Origin of the sequence: Nonomuraea sp. NPDC049655 (assembly GCF_044465465.1) — a bacterium.
Classification (GTDB): Bacteria; Actinomycetota; Actinomycetes; order Streptosporangiales; family Streptosporangiaceae; genus Nonomuraea.
Genome location: NZ_JBITLS010000011.1, coordinates 361,754 through 377,163 on the forward strand (window position 1 = coordinate 361,754; position 15,410 = coordinate 377,163).

Here is a 15,410-nt window from a genome sequence, read left to right on the forward strand (position 1 = left end):
CACTCCCCCTGTACGTCCGTGTGCCGCCCCGAGCTCAGGGCCGCAGCTTCTCCATCGCCTTGGCGATGCGTTTCTCCGACACCGGCGTGGGGGTGCCGAGGGTCTGGGCGAAGAAGCTGACCCGCAGCTCCTCGATCATCCAGCGGATCTCCGTCACGTCGGGGTCGCCCCGGCGGGCCGGGTGGAGGCTCGCCAGCAGGTCGTGGTAGTCGTCCTCGATCTTGTGCACGCGGTCCATCCACTCCTCGTCCCGCCAGGGCTCCTCCGGGAGCTTGGTGAGACGCCGCTCGATGGCCCGCAGGTAACGCAGGACGTCGGGCAGGCGGCGGGTGCCGGTGGCGGTGACGAAGCCCTTGAAGACGAGCTTGCCGAGCTGCTCGCGCACGTCGTCGGTCGAGGCGCTCGCGCGCAGGCCGTCGAGGCGGGTGCCCACGGCGTGCCAGACGCTCAGGATCTGCTCGACCTTGGCCAGCACGTCGGCCGCCGTGTCGTGCAGCTCGGCCCGGACGTGCTGGTGGAGGCGGTCGAAGCCGGCCGGGTCCCAGGCCGGGCCGCCGAGGTCGAGCATCAGCTTGTCGACGGCCGCGTTGACGACGTCGTCGAACAGCGCCACGGCGCCGCCGTGGGGGCTGCGCGACAGCGCCAGCTTGGCCTGGTTGGACAGGCCGCCGAGCAGCGACCTGGCCGGGTTGGTGACGTTGAGCAGGAGCAGCCGGCGAGTGCCGGGCCAGTGGGCGCGGCGCTGCTCGGCGGCCGTCTCGAAGATCTTGACGGAGACCGACTCGCCCGCGTCGACGAGCGCCGGGTAACCCTTCATCCGGCCCTGTTCGAACACCTTGGGCAGGGTGCCGAAGCTCCAGGTGCGCAGGCCGGTGCGCTCCAGGTCGTCGCCGGCCTCCGACAGGGTCTTGCGCAGGCGCGGCGCGAGCCGGCGCTTGAGCGCGTCGAGGTCCTTGTCCTCGGCCACCGTGCGCTTGCGCTCGTCGATCACCCGGTAGGTGATGCGCAGGTGGTCGGGCACCTGGTCGAGCTGCCAGGCCTCGCGCGGCACCCGGACGCCGGTGAGCCGCAGCAGCTCGCGCTCCACGGCCTCCAGCAGCGGCTCGCCGCCCTGCCTGACCCCGGTCAGCACCTGCCTGGCGTAGTTGGGGGCGGGCACGAAGTTGCGGCGCAGGTGTTTGGGCAGCGACCGGATCAGCGCGGTGATCAGGTCTTCGCGCAGGCCCGGGATCTGCCAGTCGAAGCCGTCGGAGTTGACCTGGTTGAGCACCTGCAACGGCACGTGGACGGTGACGCCGTCGGCGTTGGCGCCCGGCTCGAACTGGTAGGTCAGCTTCATCCGCTGACCGAGCTGCTTCCAGGTGTCGGGATAGTCGCGGGCGCTGATGTCGGCGCCCTCGTTGACCAGCATCTCCGGCGAGAACGTGAGCAGCTCGGGCTGCTCGCGCCCGGCCTTCTTCCACCAGGAGTCGAAGTGCCTGGCCGAGACGACGTCGGCCGGGACGCGCTGGTCGTAGAAGTCGTACAGGACCTCCTCGTCGACCATGATGTCGCGGCGGCGGGCCCGGTTCTCCAGCTCCTCGACCTCTTCGAGCAGCCGGCGGTTGTTCTTGAGGAAGCGGTGGTGGGTGTCCCAGTCGCCCTCGACCAGGGCGTGCCGGATGAACAGCTCGCGCGACAGGTCGGGGTCGATGCGGCCGTAGTTGACCTTGCGGCCGACCACGAGCGGCACGCCGTACAGGGTGACCTTCTCCAGGGCGATCACCGCGCCCTGGTTCTTCTCCCAGTGGGGCTCGGAGTAGGTGCGCTTGACCAGGTGCTGGGCGAGCGGCTCGACCCAGTCGGGCTCGATCTTGGCGTTGACCCGGGCCCACAGCCGCGAGGTCTCGACCAGCTCGGCCGACATCACCCACTGCGGCTGCTTCTTGGCCAGGGCCGAGCCGGGGAAGATCGCGAAGCGGGCGTTGCGCGCGCCGATGTACTCCTGCATCGGCCGCCGCCCGTCGGCGGCGCGCTGCTTGTCCATGACGTCCTTGACGCCGATGTGCGACAGCAGCCCGACCAGCAGCGACACGTGCACCTGGTAGGGGTCGGCGGGCACGCTGCCGGGCTGGGCGCCGAGCGCCTGGCGGACCTGGCTGTAGATGTCCTGCCACTCGCGGACCCGCAGGTAGTTGAGGAACTCGGCCTTGCACAGCCGCCGGAACGCGCCGGAGGACAGCTCCTTCTGCTTGTCGCGCAGGTAGTTCCACAGGTTGAGGTAGGTCAGGAAGTCGGACTCGGGGTCGGCGAAGCGCCGGTGCTTCTCGTCGGCCTGCTGCTGCTTGTCGGACGGCCGCTCGCGCGGGTCCTGGATGGACAGGGCGGAGGCGATCACCATGACCTCGCGCAGGCAGCCGTTCTTCTCGGCCTCCAGCACCATGCGGCCGAGGCGCGGGTCGACCGGCAGGCTCGCCAGCTTGCGGCCGACGCCGGTGAGCTTGCCCTGGGCGTCGAACGCGCCCAGCTCGTGGAGCAGGTTGACGCCGTCCTTGACCTGCCGGCGGTCGGGCGGCTCGACGAACGGGAACGCCTCGATGTCGCCCAGCCCGATCGAGGTCATCTGCAGGATGACCGAGGCCAGGTTGGTGCGCAGGATCTCCGGGTCGGTGAACTCCGGCCGGGAGAGGAAGTCCTCCTCCTCGTAGAGCCGGATGCAGATGCCGTCGGAGGTGCGGCCCGAGCGGCCCTTGCGCTGGTTGGCGCTGGCCTGCGAGATGGGCTCGATGGGCAGTCGCTGGACCTTGGTGCGGTGGCTGTAGCGGGAGATGCGGGCGAAACCCGGATCGACCACGTATTTGATGCCGGGCACGGTCAGCGAGGTCTCGGCCACGTTGGTGGCCAGCACGATCCGGCGGCCGGTGTGGCGCTGGAAGACGCGGTGCTGCTCGGCGGCGCTCAGCCGGGCGTAGAGCGGCAGGATCTCGGTGTTCCGGAAGTCGGCCTTGGACAGGGCGTCGGCGGCGTCGCGGATCTCCCGCTCGCCGGACAGGAAGACCAGGATGTCGCCGGGCCCCTCGGTGACCAGCTCGCGGCAGGCGTCGACGATGCCGCCGGTCTGGTCGTCGTCCTCCGCCAGCGGGCGGTAGCGGACCTCGACCGGGTAGGTGCGGCCGGAGACCTCGATGATCGGCGCGTCGCCGAAGTGGCGGGAGAAGCGCTCGGGGTCGATGGTGGCGCTGGTGATGACGACCTTGAGGTCGGGGCGCTGCGGGAGGAGCTGTTTGAGGTAGCCGAGGATGAAGTCGATGTTGAGGCTGCGCTCGTGGGCCTCGTCGATGATCAGGGTGTCGTACTGGTCGAGCATGCGGTCGTTCTGCAGCTCGGCCAGCAGGATGCCGTCGGTCATCAGCTTGACCAGCGTGCGGTCGCTCGCCTGGTCGGTGAAGCGCACCTTGTAGCCGACGACCTCGCCGAGCTCGGTGCCGAGCTCCTCGGCGACGCGCTCGGCGACGGTGCGGGCGGCGATGCGGCGCGGCTGGGTGTGGCCGATCAGCCCGCGCACGCCGCGCCCGAGCTCAAGGCAGATCTTGGGGATCTGGGTGGTCTTGCCGGAGCCCGTCTCGCCCGCGATGATCACGACCTGGTGGTCGCGGATGGCGGCCAGGATGTCGTCCTTGCGCTGGGAGACCGGCAGGTTCTCCGGGTAGCGGACCTGCGGCACGGCCTCGCGGCGGCGCGCCAGCCGCTGCTCGGCGCGCTCGACGTCGGCGAGGATCTCGGTGACGATCTTGTCCCGGGCGTCGCGGGAGCGGACCCGGCGCATGCCGTCGAGCCTGCGCCGCAGCCGCCGCTGGTCGCGCGGCATGAGCTCGGGCAGGCGGGACTGGAGGTCGGCGAGCGGAGAGGACAACGAAGGCGTTCCCATACTGCTTTCAGGATATTTGAGCCCCGTGGCCCCGGAGCCAACGGCCCATGGTGCCCGACGCGACCCGCCCCCCGCATCCCAATATCGCGCCGGCACCGCGGCCGCGCTCCCCGGCCGCGCCGGCACCGCGGCCGCGCTCCCCGGCCGCGCCGGGACGGCGGCCGCGGCCCCCCTACCGCGCCGGCCGGGTGGTGGCGGCGTGGCGGGCGGCGCCGATGATGCCGGCCTCGTTCTGCAGGGCGGCGGGCACCACGGGGGTGTCGATGGTGACGTGCGGCAGGAACTTGTCGGCCTTCTTGCTCACGCCCCCGCCGATCACGATCAGCCCCGGCGAGAACAGCATCTCCACGTGCCTGAGGTACTCCTCGACCCGCTCGGCCCACTTCTCCCAGCTCAGGTCGTGCTCCTCGCGGGCCCGCGCCGACGCGCGCTCCTCGGCGTCCTTGCCGCGCAGTTCCAGGTGGCCGAGCTCGGTGTTGCAGACGAGTGTGCCGTCGGCGAACAGGGCGCTGCCGATGCCGGTGCCGAAGGTCAGGATCAGCACCGTGCCCTTCTGGTCGCGGCCCCTGCCGAAGGTCATCTCGGCGATGCCGGCGGCGTCGGCGTCGTTGAGCACCGTCGCCCCGCCGAAGAGCGCGGCGGCGTCGACGCCGATCCACGAGTGGTGGACGTTGGCCGCCGTCTGCACGACCCCGTCGACGACGACGCCGGGGAAGGTGACGCCGACCGGGCCGTCCCAGTCGAAATGCTTGACGATCTCGGCCACCACCTCGGCCACCCCCTCGGGCTTGGCCGGCTGGGGCGTGGCGATGCGCAACCGCTCCTGGACGAGCTCTCCGGCCTCGGTGTCGACCGGGGCGCCCTTGATTCCCGAACCGCCGATGTCGATGCCCAACACGTTCATGACTCTCCTTCTCCCCCGCCCTGGACGGGAAAACTCGCCCGCCGGTATTTCCGGCCCCGCTGAACCCGCTCCGCGTCCGCCGCGTATCTCGCGTCACAAGCGCTCACTAGGAGGCACGGATGCGGCTCCGCATCATCACGCTCTGCGCTGTCGCCGTCGTGGCGGGGACGACCCTCACCGCCCCCGCGCAGGCGACCACCAGGACCCGTTTCGACGTCATCAACCTTGTGTCGGACGTCAAGGGCAAGGCCCCGGTCACCGACCCCAAGGTCGTCAACCCGTGGGGCCTGGCCATGGGCAAGACCTTGTGGGTCTCCAACGCCGGCACCGGCACCGCCACCGTCTACTCCGGCACGGGCCGTAAGGAGAAGACGGAGGTGTGGATCCCGGGCGGCTCCCCGACCGGCCAGGTGTTCAACCCGGGTGACGGCTTCACCGTGAAGGGGCGACCGGCCACGTTCATCTTCTGCAGCCCGAGCGGCGCGATCACCGGCTGGAACGCCGAGGCCGACCCGGCCAACGCCGTGATCGCCGCGTTCACCCGCGGCGCCGACTACAAGGGCCTGGAGCTCGTACGGACCGACGAGGGCGAGTTCCTGCTGGCCGCCGACTTCGCCCACGGCCGGGTGCACGCCTTCGACGAGAACTTCCGGCGCATCCGCCTGGCCGGCTGGCAGTTCCAGGACTCGCGGGTGCCGCGCGGCTACAACGCCTACAACGTGGCCGTGGTCAACGGCAGCGTCTGGGTGGCGTACGCGCTGCGCGACCGTGCCACCGGCAAGCCCGTCTTCGGCGCCGGCAAGGGCTTCGTGAGCCGCTTCAACGCCGACGGCCGCCTGACCGGCCGCATCTCCAGGGTCGGGCTCGACGCGCCCTGGGCCATGACCGCCGCGCCGCGCGGCTGGGGCCAGTACGCGGGCGCCCTGCTGGTCGGCAACTTCGGCGACGGCACCGTGCACGCCTACAAGGGCGACCGCCACCTGGGCGCGATCACCACGTCCGGCGGCCGGCCCGTCAAGCTCCCCGGCCTGTGGGACCTCGAACCCGGCACCGCGGCCACCGGCGGCGTGAACACGCTGTGGTTCTCGGCCGGCATCGAGGGCGCCAAGCACGGCCTGATCGGCGTGATCGCCCCCGCCGGCACGAAGCCGACCTCCACGGCCGCCGCCCCCGCGAGCACGCCGGCGCCCACCCGCTCCGCCGCCCCCAAGACGAAGTCGCCCTACGGCGGCGGCAGCGGCTACTGACCGCGGCCGCGCCCTGGCCCATGATCGGGGCCACTCGACGTTTCCGGCGCGGCCGGCGCGGGCCGCGCCGGAAACCCGGATTCCCGGAAAACCTGCGAACCACATATGGACACGGAATGCGACGGAGCAGATACTCAACGTGTCAACACCCTCATCCCTGCTCTCACGTCGCCCCCTTAAGCACCGCATGAGCCGGCGTGCCGTGTGCTGCCCGGAAACCGTGCCTGTCAGGGAACAGGACAAGGAGAGACCATGCCCGTCAAGAAGTCTCTGTTCCTTTCCGTCATCGCCCTCGCCACCGCGGCCTGCGTGACGGCCACCGTCGTGGCCCTCCAGGCGTCCAGTCCCGTGTCGGCGGCCACGCGCGCCGCGCTGCCGCCCGGCTACCAGCTCGTCACCCTGCCCAACGCCAACGTCCCCAACTTCCAGCGCCGCACGGTCTACTGCCCGAGCTCCAAGCACGTGCTCGGCGGCGGCGGCGAGGCCCGCGGCAACGGCGCGATCCTGGTGGGGTCGTTCCCCACCGATGACGCCCGCGGCTGGATCGCCCTCGGCCGCCAGATCGGCTACAACGACGTCGGCATCAGCGTGTTCGCGATCTGCGCCGACTAGCCCGCCCGCCGGCCCCGCCCGCTCTCCCGCGGGCGGGGCCGGCGCACGTCCGGCCTCAGAGCCCGCCGAGGACGGCCGCCAGATCGGCGACGCTGCGGTAGTGGACGCCCGTCATGCCGAGCGCCCTGGCGGCCTCCACGTTCGGCAGCCGGTCGTCGACGAACAGGCAGCGCGCGGGGTCGGCCCCGGCGCGTTCGGCGGCGATCTCGTAGATGCGCGGGTCGGGTTTGATCACGCCGACCCTGGCGCTGCTGACCAGGTCATCGGCGAAGTAGGTGAGCCCCAGCCGGTCGAGGTGCTCCTCCACGGTGTCCATGGCGTTGGTCACGATGACCACCGGCACGTGCTGCTGCGCCTTGGCCAGCAGCTCCCTGACCTCCTCGTCCACCCGGAACGGCACCGCCCCGAACTCGGCCACCGCCCGGCGGGCCCGCTCGTCGCCGCCGAGGGCGACCGCCACCGCCTCCAGCCATTCGCGCTCGCTGATCCGGCCCAGGATGGCCGGCTCGATCAGCTCGGGGGCGAAGGCCGTGGCCATGAGCGGCAGGGCGTACCGGGCCTCGATCTCGGCCTGGACGGTGTGGTCGAAGAGGCGGAGCACGCCATCGAGATCGGTGAGAACCGCATCAAAGGGGATCACAGCCATCATTGTGCCGTGAAGTACCGCATCCGCTGGTCCGAGAAGGTTTCGCGTGCCGCCAAAGCCCCGGGGCGACCGGCGGCACTACCATCTCCGAGACAGGATTCGGTATCGGAACGGTAGGGCATGGACGATCACCAGCTGCCACCTGAGCTGTGCCAGCTGTTCGCCGACGGCGGCAGGGGGCGCAGACTGCCCCCGGGCCTGCCCGCGGGCGACGTGGTCTGGCCCGACCCCGCCTACACCCGGCAGGTCGTGGCGGCCCGGCCGGCGTTCTGGATGAGCGACGAGCACGCCGCCGGCGAGGACTGGTCGTTCATGCGGGTCTGGCACGCGCACAGCGGCCTGTGGCCGGTGCTGCTCGACGAGTCGGCCCAGCCGTGGGCGATCGGGCAGATCGTGCCCGACGACCCGATGCTGATCGGCCACTTCACCGCCGAGGGGTTCATGACCGAGGTCTGGCAGGAGTGGGTGTCGCAGATGCCGCGCGACGCGCTGGCGGAGTTAGAGCCGTACGGGGCGCTCTGCCCGGGGCTGGCGCCGCCGGGGGTGCCCCGCGCCGACCCCGGCGACGTGGCCGACTGGCTGGCCCGCGAGCTCGCCCCCAGGGGCATGCCGCTCGGGCTGGTCGCGGCCGGCCGGGGGGCCGACGCGCTGGCGGTCATGGGCTGGCAGGGCGCGCTGCACCACAACGAGTGGATGGTGCCGATGGCGGCCGTGGTGCGCAGCTGGGAGGACCGCTTCGGGGCCCGCGTGGTGAGCGTCGGGTTCAACACCCTCGACCTGAGCGTGGCCGCGCCGCCGGCCGACCCCGAGCACGCCCTGCACGTCGCCGCCGAGCACTGGGCGTTCTGCCCCGACAACGTCGTGCAGGGACCGGGCGACCTCCAGGGGTACGCCGACCAGATCATCGGGCAACACGCCTGGTCGTTCTGGTGGGACTGAATCCCCGGCTTTTACGCTACTTTTAACCGCGACAGGGAGGGCTCGGTCACAGCATGTCACGGGGAGATCTCACTCCGGAGCTACTGCATTCCTCGTCCTGGACGGACTGGCTGGTGCAGTCGGCCGGCATCCCCGTCCACGACGTGCCGCTGGTGTCGGTGGGCGGCGGGCTCGGCTCGTTCACGCTGGTCGACGTGCTGCGCATCAGAGGGGTGCCGATCCCGGCCATGCGGGTGCTCTCGACCAGCGACACCCCCTGGCAGACGTGGGAGTACCTGACCCGTGTCTCGCAGCTGCCCGCGCACGAGCGCATCCGGTCCGACGCGGGGGCGCGTCCCGACAACATCTGGGGCTTCCCCTCCTACGCGGTGCAGGAGGCCTGGCAGGACGGCTCCCTCAAGCCGATCCTCCAGGTGCTCGCCGAGCCGCTGTTCACCGACTTCTACAGTCCGCGCGCCGGGCTGGTCACGCAGACCGTGCAACGCGAGGCCGACCGCATCGGCTACTGGCACATGCTGGCCAAGGGCCAGGTGCGCATGGTCAGGAAGCGGCTGGGCGGCGGGTACTTCACCGTGCTGACGCCGCCGCCGGGCACCTCGCCGACCAAGCGGGTGGTGCTGCGCTCCCAGTACGTGCACCTGGCCGTCGGCTACCCGGGGCTGAAGTTCCTCGACGACCTCCAGGAGTTCCGGCAGGCGCAGGGCGAGCGTTACCGGGTGGTCAACGCCTACGAGCCGCACGAGCACGTCTACGACCAGCTGCGCAAGCGGCCCGGGGTGGTGGTCGTGCGCGGCGCCGGGATCGTGGCCTCCCGGGTGCTCCAGCGCCTGATGGACGACCGCGAGCGGTACGGCCTGCACACCCAGATCGTCCACCTGTTCCGCACGTACGTGGCCGGTCCGCACGGCCCGAGCGTGTTCATGCGGCGCAAGGGCGGCGACGGCTGGGCCTACCAGGCGTTCACGATGCCCAAGTCGGCCTTCGGCGGCCAGCTCAAGGCCCGGTTCAGGAAGGCCACGCCCGAGCAGCGCGCCCTGATCTCCAAGGCGCTGGCCGGCACCACCACCCCGAAGCTGGCCCGCTGGCAGGAGCAGATGCGCAGGGGCCGGCAGGGCAACTGGTACCACCCCACGCAGGCCGTCGTCGACCGCATCGAACGGGCCCCCGACGGCCGCCTGGTCACCCACACCCGCAGCGTCGACGCCGCCGCCATGCAGTACGTGTCCGACTTCATCATCGACTGCACCGGCCTGGAGGCCGACATGCCGGAGCATCGCGTCCTCGACGACCTGCTGCGGCACGGCGGCGCCCGGCCCAACAAGGCCGGCCGGCTGAGCGTGGGCCAGAACTTCGAGGTGCTCGGCGCCGAGAGCGAGGGCGGCGTCCTGTACGCCTCCGGCGCCGCCACGGCCGGCAACCACTTCCTGGCCGTGGACAGCTTCCTCGGCATGCAGACCGCCGCGCTCGACATCGCCGCCGACCTGACCAGGCGCGGGTTCTGCAAGGGGCTCGGGCCGGTGCGGTCCACGGCCCAGTGGCTGCGGTGGGCGGGAAACAGGAGGCTCGCTTGATCCCGACGCTGGCCGGGCGGCTGCAGACCCGGCTGTTCACGCTGGCCACGGTGGGGGCGGCGCTGACCGCGCTGATCACCCTGGTGCTGCCGATGTCCTTCCGGGACGCCTTCCTCGTGCTGCTGGCCGTCGCCGTCGTGGGCGCCGGGTGGGAGCTGCTGTACCACCTGCTCATGCAGTTCCGCTGGGACAAGGACTGGCCGACGCTGTTCGGGCTGGTCACGGCCGTGCCCGAGGGGCTGCTGATGTGGGTGCTGGTGGACGGCGGGCTCGTCCCCGGCGTCGCCGGCCCGGTCAGGGCGTGGGCGTTCGCGGTGATGTTCGCCTTCGTCTGGCTCGGCCAGTGGTTGTTCGTGAACGGGCCGATGCGGGTGTTGTTCGTCGAATGGCGGCTGCGCGGCGGCCGCCTGCTCTGATCTCGGATCTGCTCACGGTTCTGCTTACGGAGGGGCAATGGGGGGCGTCGAGCTGGCTCGACCGCTGTACTTCTGGCTCGGTTTCCTGGCCACGGTGGCCGGGGTCGTGCTGCACCTGCCGATGTACCTGCACGGCGCCGACATGCACTACCGCCTGGCGGGCATGCCGATGGACCTGCCGATGACCATCGGCATGGCGCTGATCGTGGCGGGGCTGGCGGTCACCGCGTACGGGCTGATCCCGCCCGGCGCGCTGACGGCCAGACCGGCCGCCGAGGTACGCGTCCGCGCGCTGGACGACGCGCGCATGCGGCCGGCGCACATCGGGCTGATCGTGGTCATGTCGGTCGCGGTGATCATCGACGCCATGAAGCCGATCACGCTCGGGTTCGTCGCGCCCGGCATGGCCAAGGAGTACGGCCTGAAGTCCGCGCTCAACCCGGCCGGCGAGCTGCCCGTGGCGCTGCTGCCGCTGGAGGGGCTCACCGGGACGGTGCTCGGCTCGCTGCTGTGGGGCTGGATGGGCGACAAGATCGGGCGCAAGCCGTCGATCCTGTTCGCCGGGGTGCTGTTCATCGGCACCGCGATCTGCGGCGTCATGCCGGACTTCGAGTGGAACCTGGCCATGTGCGTGGCCATGGGGCTGGGCGCGGGCGGCATGTTGCCGATCACGTTCTCGCTGCTGGCCGAGACGATCCCGCCGCGGCACAAGGGCTGGGTGATGGTGCTCATCGGCGGCAACCTGGCGGTCGCCTACCTGGCGGCCAGCTGGTTGTCGGCGTCGCTGGCGCCGACGTTCTCCTGGCGGGTGCTGTGGCTGGTCGGGCTGCCGACCGGCGTGTTCCTCATCCTGCTCAACCGCTTCATCCCCGAGTCGCCGCGTTTCCTGCTCGCGCACGGCCGCGACGCCGAGGCCCGCGCCGTCCTGGCCAGGTACGGCGCGGCCGCCACCACCGAGGAGGCCACCGCCGGCGTCGAGCGGGTGGAGGACGAGCACGCGGGCGGCTACTCGCGGCTGTTCCGCCGTCCGTTCACCGGGCTGACGGTGGCCGTCGTGGTGCTCGGGCTGAGCATCGGCCTGGTCACCTACGGCTTCCAGCTGTGGATCCCGTCCAACCTGCAGAAGCTGGGCCTGGACCAGCAGACGGCCGACCGGGCGCTGCGCGACTCGACGCTGCTGGGCCTGCCGCTGATCTTCGTCTCGGCCGCCATGTACGGCCTGTGGAGCGCGAAGAAGACGATCGTCACGCTGTCGGCGCTGGTCGGCGTGGCGCTGGCGGTGCTGGCCTTCTCCGGCGAGACGCTGGCGCACGACCGTACCTGGCTGTACCTGCTGCTGGCCGGGCCGATCGTGGGAACGGCGACGATCGCCGCGGTGCTGGCCGCCTACAGCTCGGAGATCTACCCGACCCGGGTGCGCTCGCGCGGCTCCGGGCTGTCGGCGGGGATGGGCAAGGCCGGCGGCGTGGCCGTGACCGCCGTGCTCGTGGCCGGGGCGGCGGCGCCGTCGATCGGCACGACCGCGCTGCTCGGGGCGGTCCCGCTCATCCTGGCGGTGGTGGCGGTGCTGGCGTTCGGGGTCGAGCCGGCGAAGGGCGCGGCCGGCGACCCGGCCACGCCCGCCGCCACCTCGACAGGGGCCTGAGGGCGCCCTGGCGTTCACCGGGGCCTGACGCCCAGGGCGCCAGGGAGTTCACGGGACGCGCGCCACGACGCCGTACGTGCCCGACGAGCTCGGCCGGCCGGAGCAGGCGGCGCCGTGGTCGTCAGGCCGCCACTCCGGGACCCACACCAGCCCCGGCTCGACCAGCGCCAGCCCGCCGAGCAGCGCCGCCACCTCCTGCCTGCCGCGGATCGCGTGGCCGGGCAACGTCATCGCCAGCAGGTCCCGGACCGCCGGCAGCAGCTCGCCCGGCACGCCGTCGAAGGTGGTCTGCAGCAGCGACAGGTAGCTGCCGTCGGACGCCGCCCGGCGGACCCGGCTGATCACGTAGTGGACGTGCTCGTCGTCGGCCAGGCTGTGGGTGGACAGCAGCAGCACGGCCACGGGACGGTCCCAGTCGAGGAAGGCGCGCACCACCCGGTCGCCGAGGATCGCGTCGATCTCGCGCACGTCGCCCTCGACCACGCGGACCAGATCGGTGCCCGGCTCGATGGTGGCCCGCGCGCCGGCCAGCACCATCGGGTCGTTCTCCACGTAGACCACCCGGGCGGGCACACCTCCGGAGCCGCCGTGGCAGCCCGCGGCCACGTCGTGCAACCGGCCGCCCGGAGGCAGGCCGCTGGGCACGCCGCTGCCCACGACGACGAACTGGTCCACTCCTTCGGCCGCCAGATGCCGGACCACGCGCACCAGGAACTGCAGCACGGCCCGCGCGGCGGTGGTCGTCACGGACGCGGCCTGGTCATATCGGCGTACCAGATCGCGGTCGGCCGAGAAATTGTTCTTCCCGCCCGCGGCCGCGTCGAGCACCCGGGTAGTCATGGCTCGGGTCATCTCCAGCTTCGCCAAGTTTCGGATGGCACGCTGACGCATTGAGTGTTGCCCCTTTCCCCTCGCCCACTATCTCGGGAAAAGCCGGTCCTTTCGGACCCCACTCGATGACCCAGACCATATGATCCTCGTTGCGCGCCGGAAGACAACAGGAAAAGCATGAATTCTGCGGAAATATGCCTTACCTGAATGGCGCCGGCCGGAGATCATTTCCCTGTCGAGCGCGACAGGCGTTCGCGGTGGGACTCCAGCACCTCGTACGTCTCCTCGCGGGTGGTGGTCGTCACCGACAACTTCGTGAACGCCTGGTGGTAGGTCTCGACCGCGGCGACGTCGGTGATCAGCTCGTCGGCCTCGACGCCGTGGGCGCAGGCGACGTCGGGCTCGAACGCCTCGGCGAAGCGCCACAGCGTGAACGGGCCGGTGCGGGGCACGTACGCCGGGTCGTCGATCGGCACGACGTGCAGCGAGACGTTGGGCCGCTTGGCGTGGTCGAGCAGCAGGTCGAGCTGGCGGAGCTGGGCGTGCGGGCCGACTATCGAGCGCAGCAGCACGGCCTCGTCGATCACCGCCCACAACACCGTGTCACCGGCCCCGGCCAGCGCCTCCTGGCGGGCCATGACCAGCGCCAGGGCCTCCTCCACCGACGACTGCCCGAGCGTGGCCGGCCCGGCCACGGTGATCGCGGCCCGCGCGTAGTCCTCGGTCTGCAACATCGGCGGGACGAACTGGGGATGGTACGTGCGGATCACCGTGGCCCGCTGCTCCAGCGCGTAGGCCGTGGCCAGCCAGACGGGCACCGACTGGGCGTCGTACCAGGCGGCCTCGCGCTCGCCCCTGGCCAGCGAGAGCACGTACTCGCGGACGGGCGGGGCGGTGACGCCGTAGAGGCCGAGCAGGCGCTCGACCGTGATCGGCGTGGGCGCGAGACGGCCCTCCTCGATCGCGGGGATCGCGGCGGCGCCCTTGCCGAGCGAGCCCTCGACCTGCTCGACCGAGAGCCGCACGCCCATGCGCAGGCCGTGCAGCCGCTTGCCGAGCGCGCGGCGCTGTGAGTCGTTGAGCGGCGTGGCGGCCTCGGGGATCTCGGCCGCCGGCTCCGGCTCGCCCGGCAGCCCCTCGGCCCGGCGCGCCAGCTCGACCACACCGCGCAGGACGGCCAGCGACCCCTCCGACAACCCGGAGGCCGACAGGCCGATCGCGGCCGCCCGCAGCTGCAGGTCCTCGACCGCGCCGGACTCGTAGTGCTCGTCGCCCACCAGCCAGCCCACGCTCACCTGGAGGCAGGCGGCCAGCGCCCGCAGCACCTGGAGGGTGGGGTTGGTCTGCTTGCCGGTGCGCAGCTGGCTGACGTAGGCGCGCGTGATGGGTATGCCCGCCTCGGTGAGGGCGGAGGCGACCTGGGCGCCCGTGAAGCCGCGCTTGGTCAGCGCGAGATCGAGCCGTTCGGCGAAGTTCGCCACGGCGCACCTCCTACCGCCCGTGAACTTTTCCCAGCCTAAGGTACGAGACCCCCACTGTCCCCTGCCACGCGGGCCAGCTCTGCCCGGCGGGTAGGTATCAACTTATTCGCAAAGTGTGAGTTGACATAGCCCCTCTTTCCAGCACAGTATCGGAGCGCGTGGTAACTGTGGCTTAACAGCCCGGACGATTCGCGAGAGTCTCCGGCAAGGAGGTGGCCGGACGTGACCATGGACTCCCTCGACGGCTCACGCTTCCTGGAGGATCCGGTCTCCCGGGGGCAGCAGCAGGTCGTCCGGCGCATCTGCGCGCGGGTCGCCGGCCCGCTGACGAGCCGCGACGTCCAGGTCGCCGAGCTGCCGCTGGGCGGGGTCGAGATCTGGCTGGACAGCCCCCGTCACCGCTGGCGCCTGCACCACCGCATGGCCCGCGAGCTGCGGCTGGCCGGCTGGCACACCGAGCCAGGACCCGACCGGCTGCTGCTGCTCGGCTGGAGCGCGGTCTGCCTGGGCCACCGCGCCAGGATGCTGGGCGCGGCCCTGTCCGGGCGGCTGGCCCACTTCGACCGCACGTCGTTCGCGGCCGTCATGATCGCCACCCGGCTGCGGCACGAAGGGCTGCCCGCCGCCGAGCTGCCCGCCGCGGTGGTCGAGCGCTGCCGCGACGCGCTGCGCTGGCCCGTCCGGCTGGCCGACCTCGACGGGCTCGAACGCCGGTCGTCGCTGGAACCCATCAGGCTCAGGCTGGCCCAGGTGGCCGGGCTGGAGTCGGCGGTGAGCCGGCGCTGCGCCGAGCACCTCGCGCTGGCCGCCAGGGTCGCGCGCACGGTGGCCGGCACCGCGCCGCCCGCCCGCTCGCGCGCCTCGGGCCCGCGCGCGGGGCTGACCGAGCGCATGGTCTGCGTCAGCGTGCCCAACAGGGCCGCCGCCGCGCTCGACCCGGAGACGGCGCGATGACGCCGCTCCCCCTCCCCCGCCGGGCCTCGCCGCCCACCGGCCCGCCCGCACCGCCCGCGCCGCGCGCGGCCGTGCCGGCGGCCCTCATGCGGCCGGCTCCGGCGCTACCCCATCCCTCCGGCACCGTGCGTCACGTGCCCGACAAAGTCGGCACGGTGCTGTCGGCCGGCGCGGTAGCGGCTGGCGTGCCGGCCAAACCAAGGGGTAGTGCCTGGGGCCGGCTTTCCTCGCGGCCGTCCGCCCGTGATCGGGCGGCG

General features: G+C 72.0%; 12 protein-coding genes. 7 read left to right on the forward strand and 5 right to left on the reverse strand.

The features are described 5' to 3' along the window. Positions 1–34 precede the first annotated feature (34 nt). The gene (gene hrpA, locus ACIBQ6_RS33465; RefSeq protein WP_397216721.1) at positions 35–3,907 is read right to left on the reverse strand and encodes an ATP-dependent RNA helicase HrpA; all 3,873 of its coding nucleotides are present in this window, start codon (positions 3,905–3,907) and stop codon (positions 35–37) included. Between the two features lie 172 nt (positions 3,908–4,079). Further along, positions 4,080–4,811 (reverse strand): polyphosphate--glucose phosphotransferase, encoded by a 732-nt coding sequence (gene ppgK, locus ACIBQ6_RS33470; RefSeq protein ID WP_364328860.1) that lies wholly within the window; start codon positions 4,809–4,811, stop codon positions 4,080–4,082. 119 nt (positions 4,812–4,930) lie between these two features. Here ppgK and ACIBQ6_RS33475 point away from each other — a divergent pair, with 119 nt between their 5' ends. Beyond that, complete coding sequence (locus ACIBQ6_RS33475) at positions 4,931–6,058, forward strand: TIGR03118 family protein (RefSeq protein ID WP_358284486.1); 1,128 nt, start codon at positions 4,931–4,933, stop codon at positions 6,056–6,058. A gap of 252 nt (positions 6,059–6,310) precedes the next feature. Then, on the forward strand, positions 6,311–6,670 hold the full coding sequence (locus tag ACIBQ6_RS33480; RefSeq protein WP_397216724.1) for a hypothetical protein: 360 nt from the start codon (positions 6,311–6,313) through the stop codon (positions 6,668–6,670). A 55-nt stretch (positions 6,671–6,725) separates the two neighbouring features. Here the strand turns inward: ACIBQ6_RS33480 and ACIBQ6_RS33485 are convergent, their stop codons facing one another. Further along, positions 6,726–7,310 carry an HAD-IA family hydrolase gene (locus ACIBQ6_RS33485; protein WP_358284481.1) on the reverse strand — a complete coding sequence of 195 codons (585 nt, stop codon included), beginning with the start codon at positions 7,308–7,310 and terminating at the stop codon, positions 6,726–6,728. Between the two features lie 126 nt (positions 7,311–7,436). Between ACIBQ6_RS33485 and ACIBQ6_RS33490 the strand changes: the two genes are divergently transcribed. The 4 genes from ACIBQ6_RS33490 to ACIBQ6_RS33505 are packed head-to-tail and all read left to right on the forward strand — an operon-like array spanning position 7,437 to position 11,887. Then, positions 7,437–8,255: a DUF4253 domain-containing protein gene (locus tag ACIBQ6_RS33490; RefSeq protein WP_358284479.1), complete on the forward strand. Its 819-nt coding sequence runs from the start codon at positions 7,437–7,439 to the stop codon at positions 8,253–8,255. Positions 8,256–8,308: 53 nt separating this feature from the next. Next, positions 8,309–9,826 (forward strand): hypothetical protein, encoded by a 1,518-nt coding sequence (locus ACIBQ6_RS33495; protein WP_397216726.1) that lies wholly within the window; start codon positions 8,309–8,311, stop codon positions 9,824–9,826. Then, complete coding sequence (locus tag ACIBQ6_RS33500) at positions 9,823–10,242, forward strand: hypothetical protein (RefSeq protein WP_358284475.1); 420 nt, start codon at positions 9,823–9,825, stop codon at positions 10,240–10,242. Before ACIBQ6_RS33495 ends, ACIBQ6_RS33500 begins: the two co-directional genes overlap by 4 nt. A gap of 37 nt (positions 10,243–10,279) precedes the next feature. After that, positions 10,280–11,887: an MFS transporter gene (locus ACIBQ6_RS33505; protein ID WP_397216728.1), complete on the forward strand. Its 1,608-nt coding sequence runs from the start codon at positions 10,280–10,282 to the stop codon at positions 11,885–11,887. A 48-nt stretch (positions 11,888–11,935) separates the two neighbouring features. Here ACIBQ6_RS33505 and ACIBQ6_RS33510 read toward each other — a convergent pair whose 3' ends face one another. Then, positions 11,936–12,754 (reverse strand): SAM-dependent methyltransferase, encoded by an 819-nt coding sequence (locus ACIBQ6_RS33510; protein WP_397216731.1) that lies wholly within the window; start codon positions 12,752–12,754, stop codon positions 11,936–11,938. 188 nt (positions 12,755–12,942) lie between these two features. Further along, positions 12,943–14,199, reverse strand: coding sequence for a Scr1 family TA system antitoxin-like transcriptional regulator (locus ACIBQ6_RS33515; protein WP_358284471.1), 1,257 nt, complete (start codon positions 14,197–14,199; stop codon positions 12,943–12,945). 222 nt (positions 14,200–14,421) lie between these two features. On the opposite strand from ACIBQ6_RS33515, the gene ACIBQ6_RS33520 reads away from it, so the two are divergent. Then, on the forward strand, positions 14,422–15,153 hold the full coding sequence (locus ACIBQ6_RS33520; RefSeq protein ID WP_358284469.1) for a hypothetical protein: 732 nt from the start codon (positions 14,422–14,424) through the stop codon (positions 15,151–15,153). The last annotated feature ends 257 nt before the right edge of the window (positions 15,154–15,410 follow it).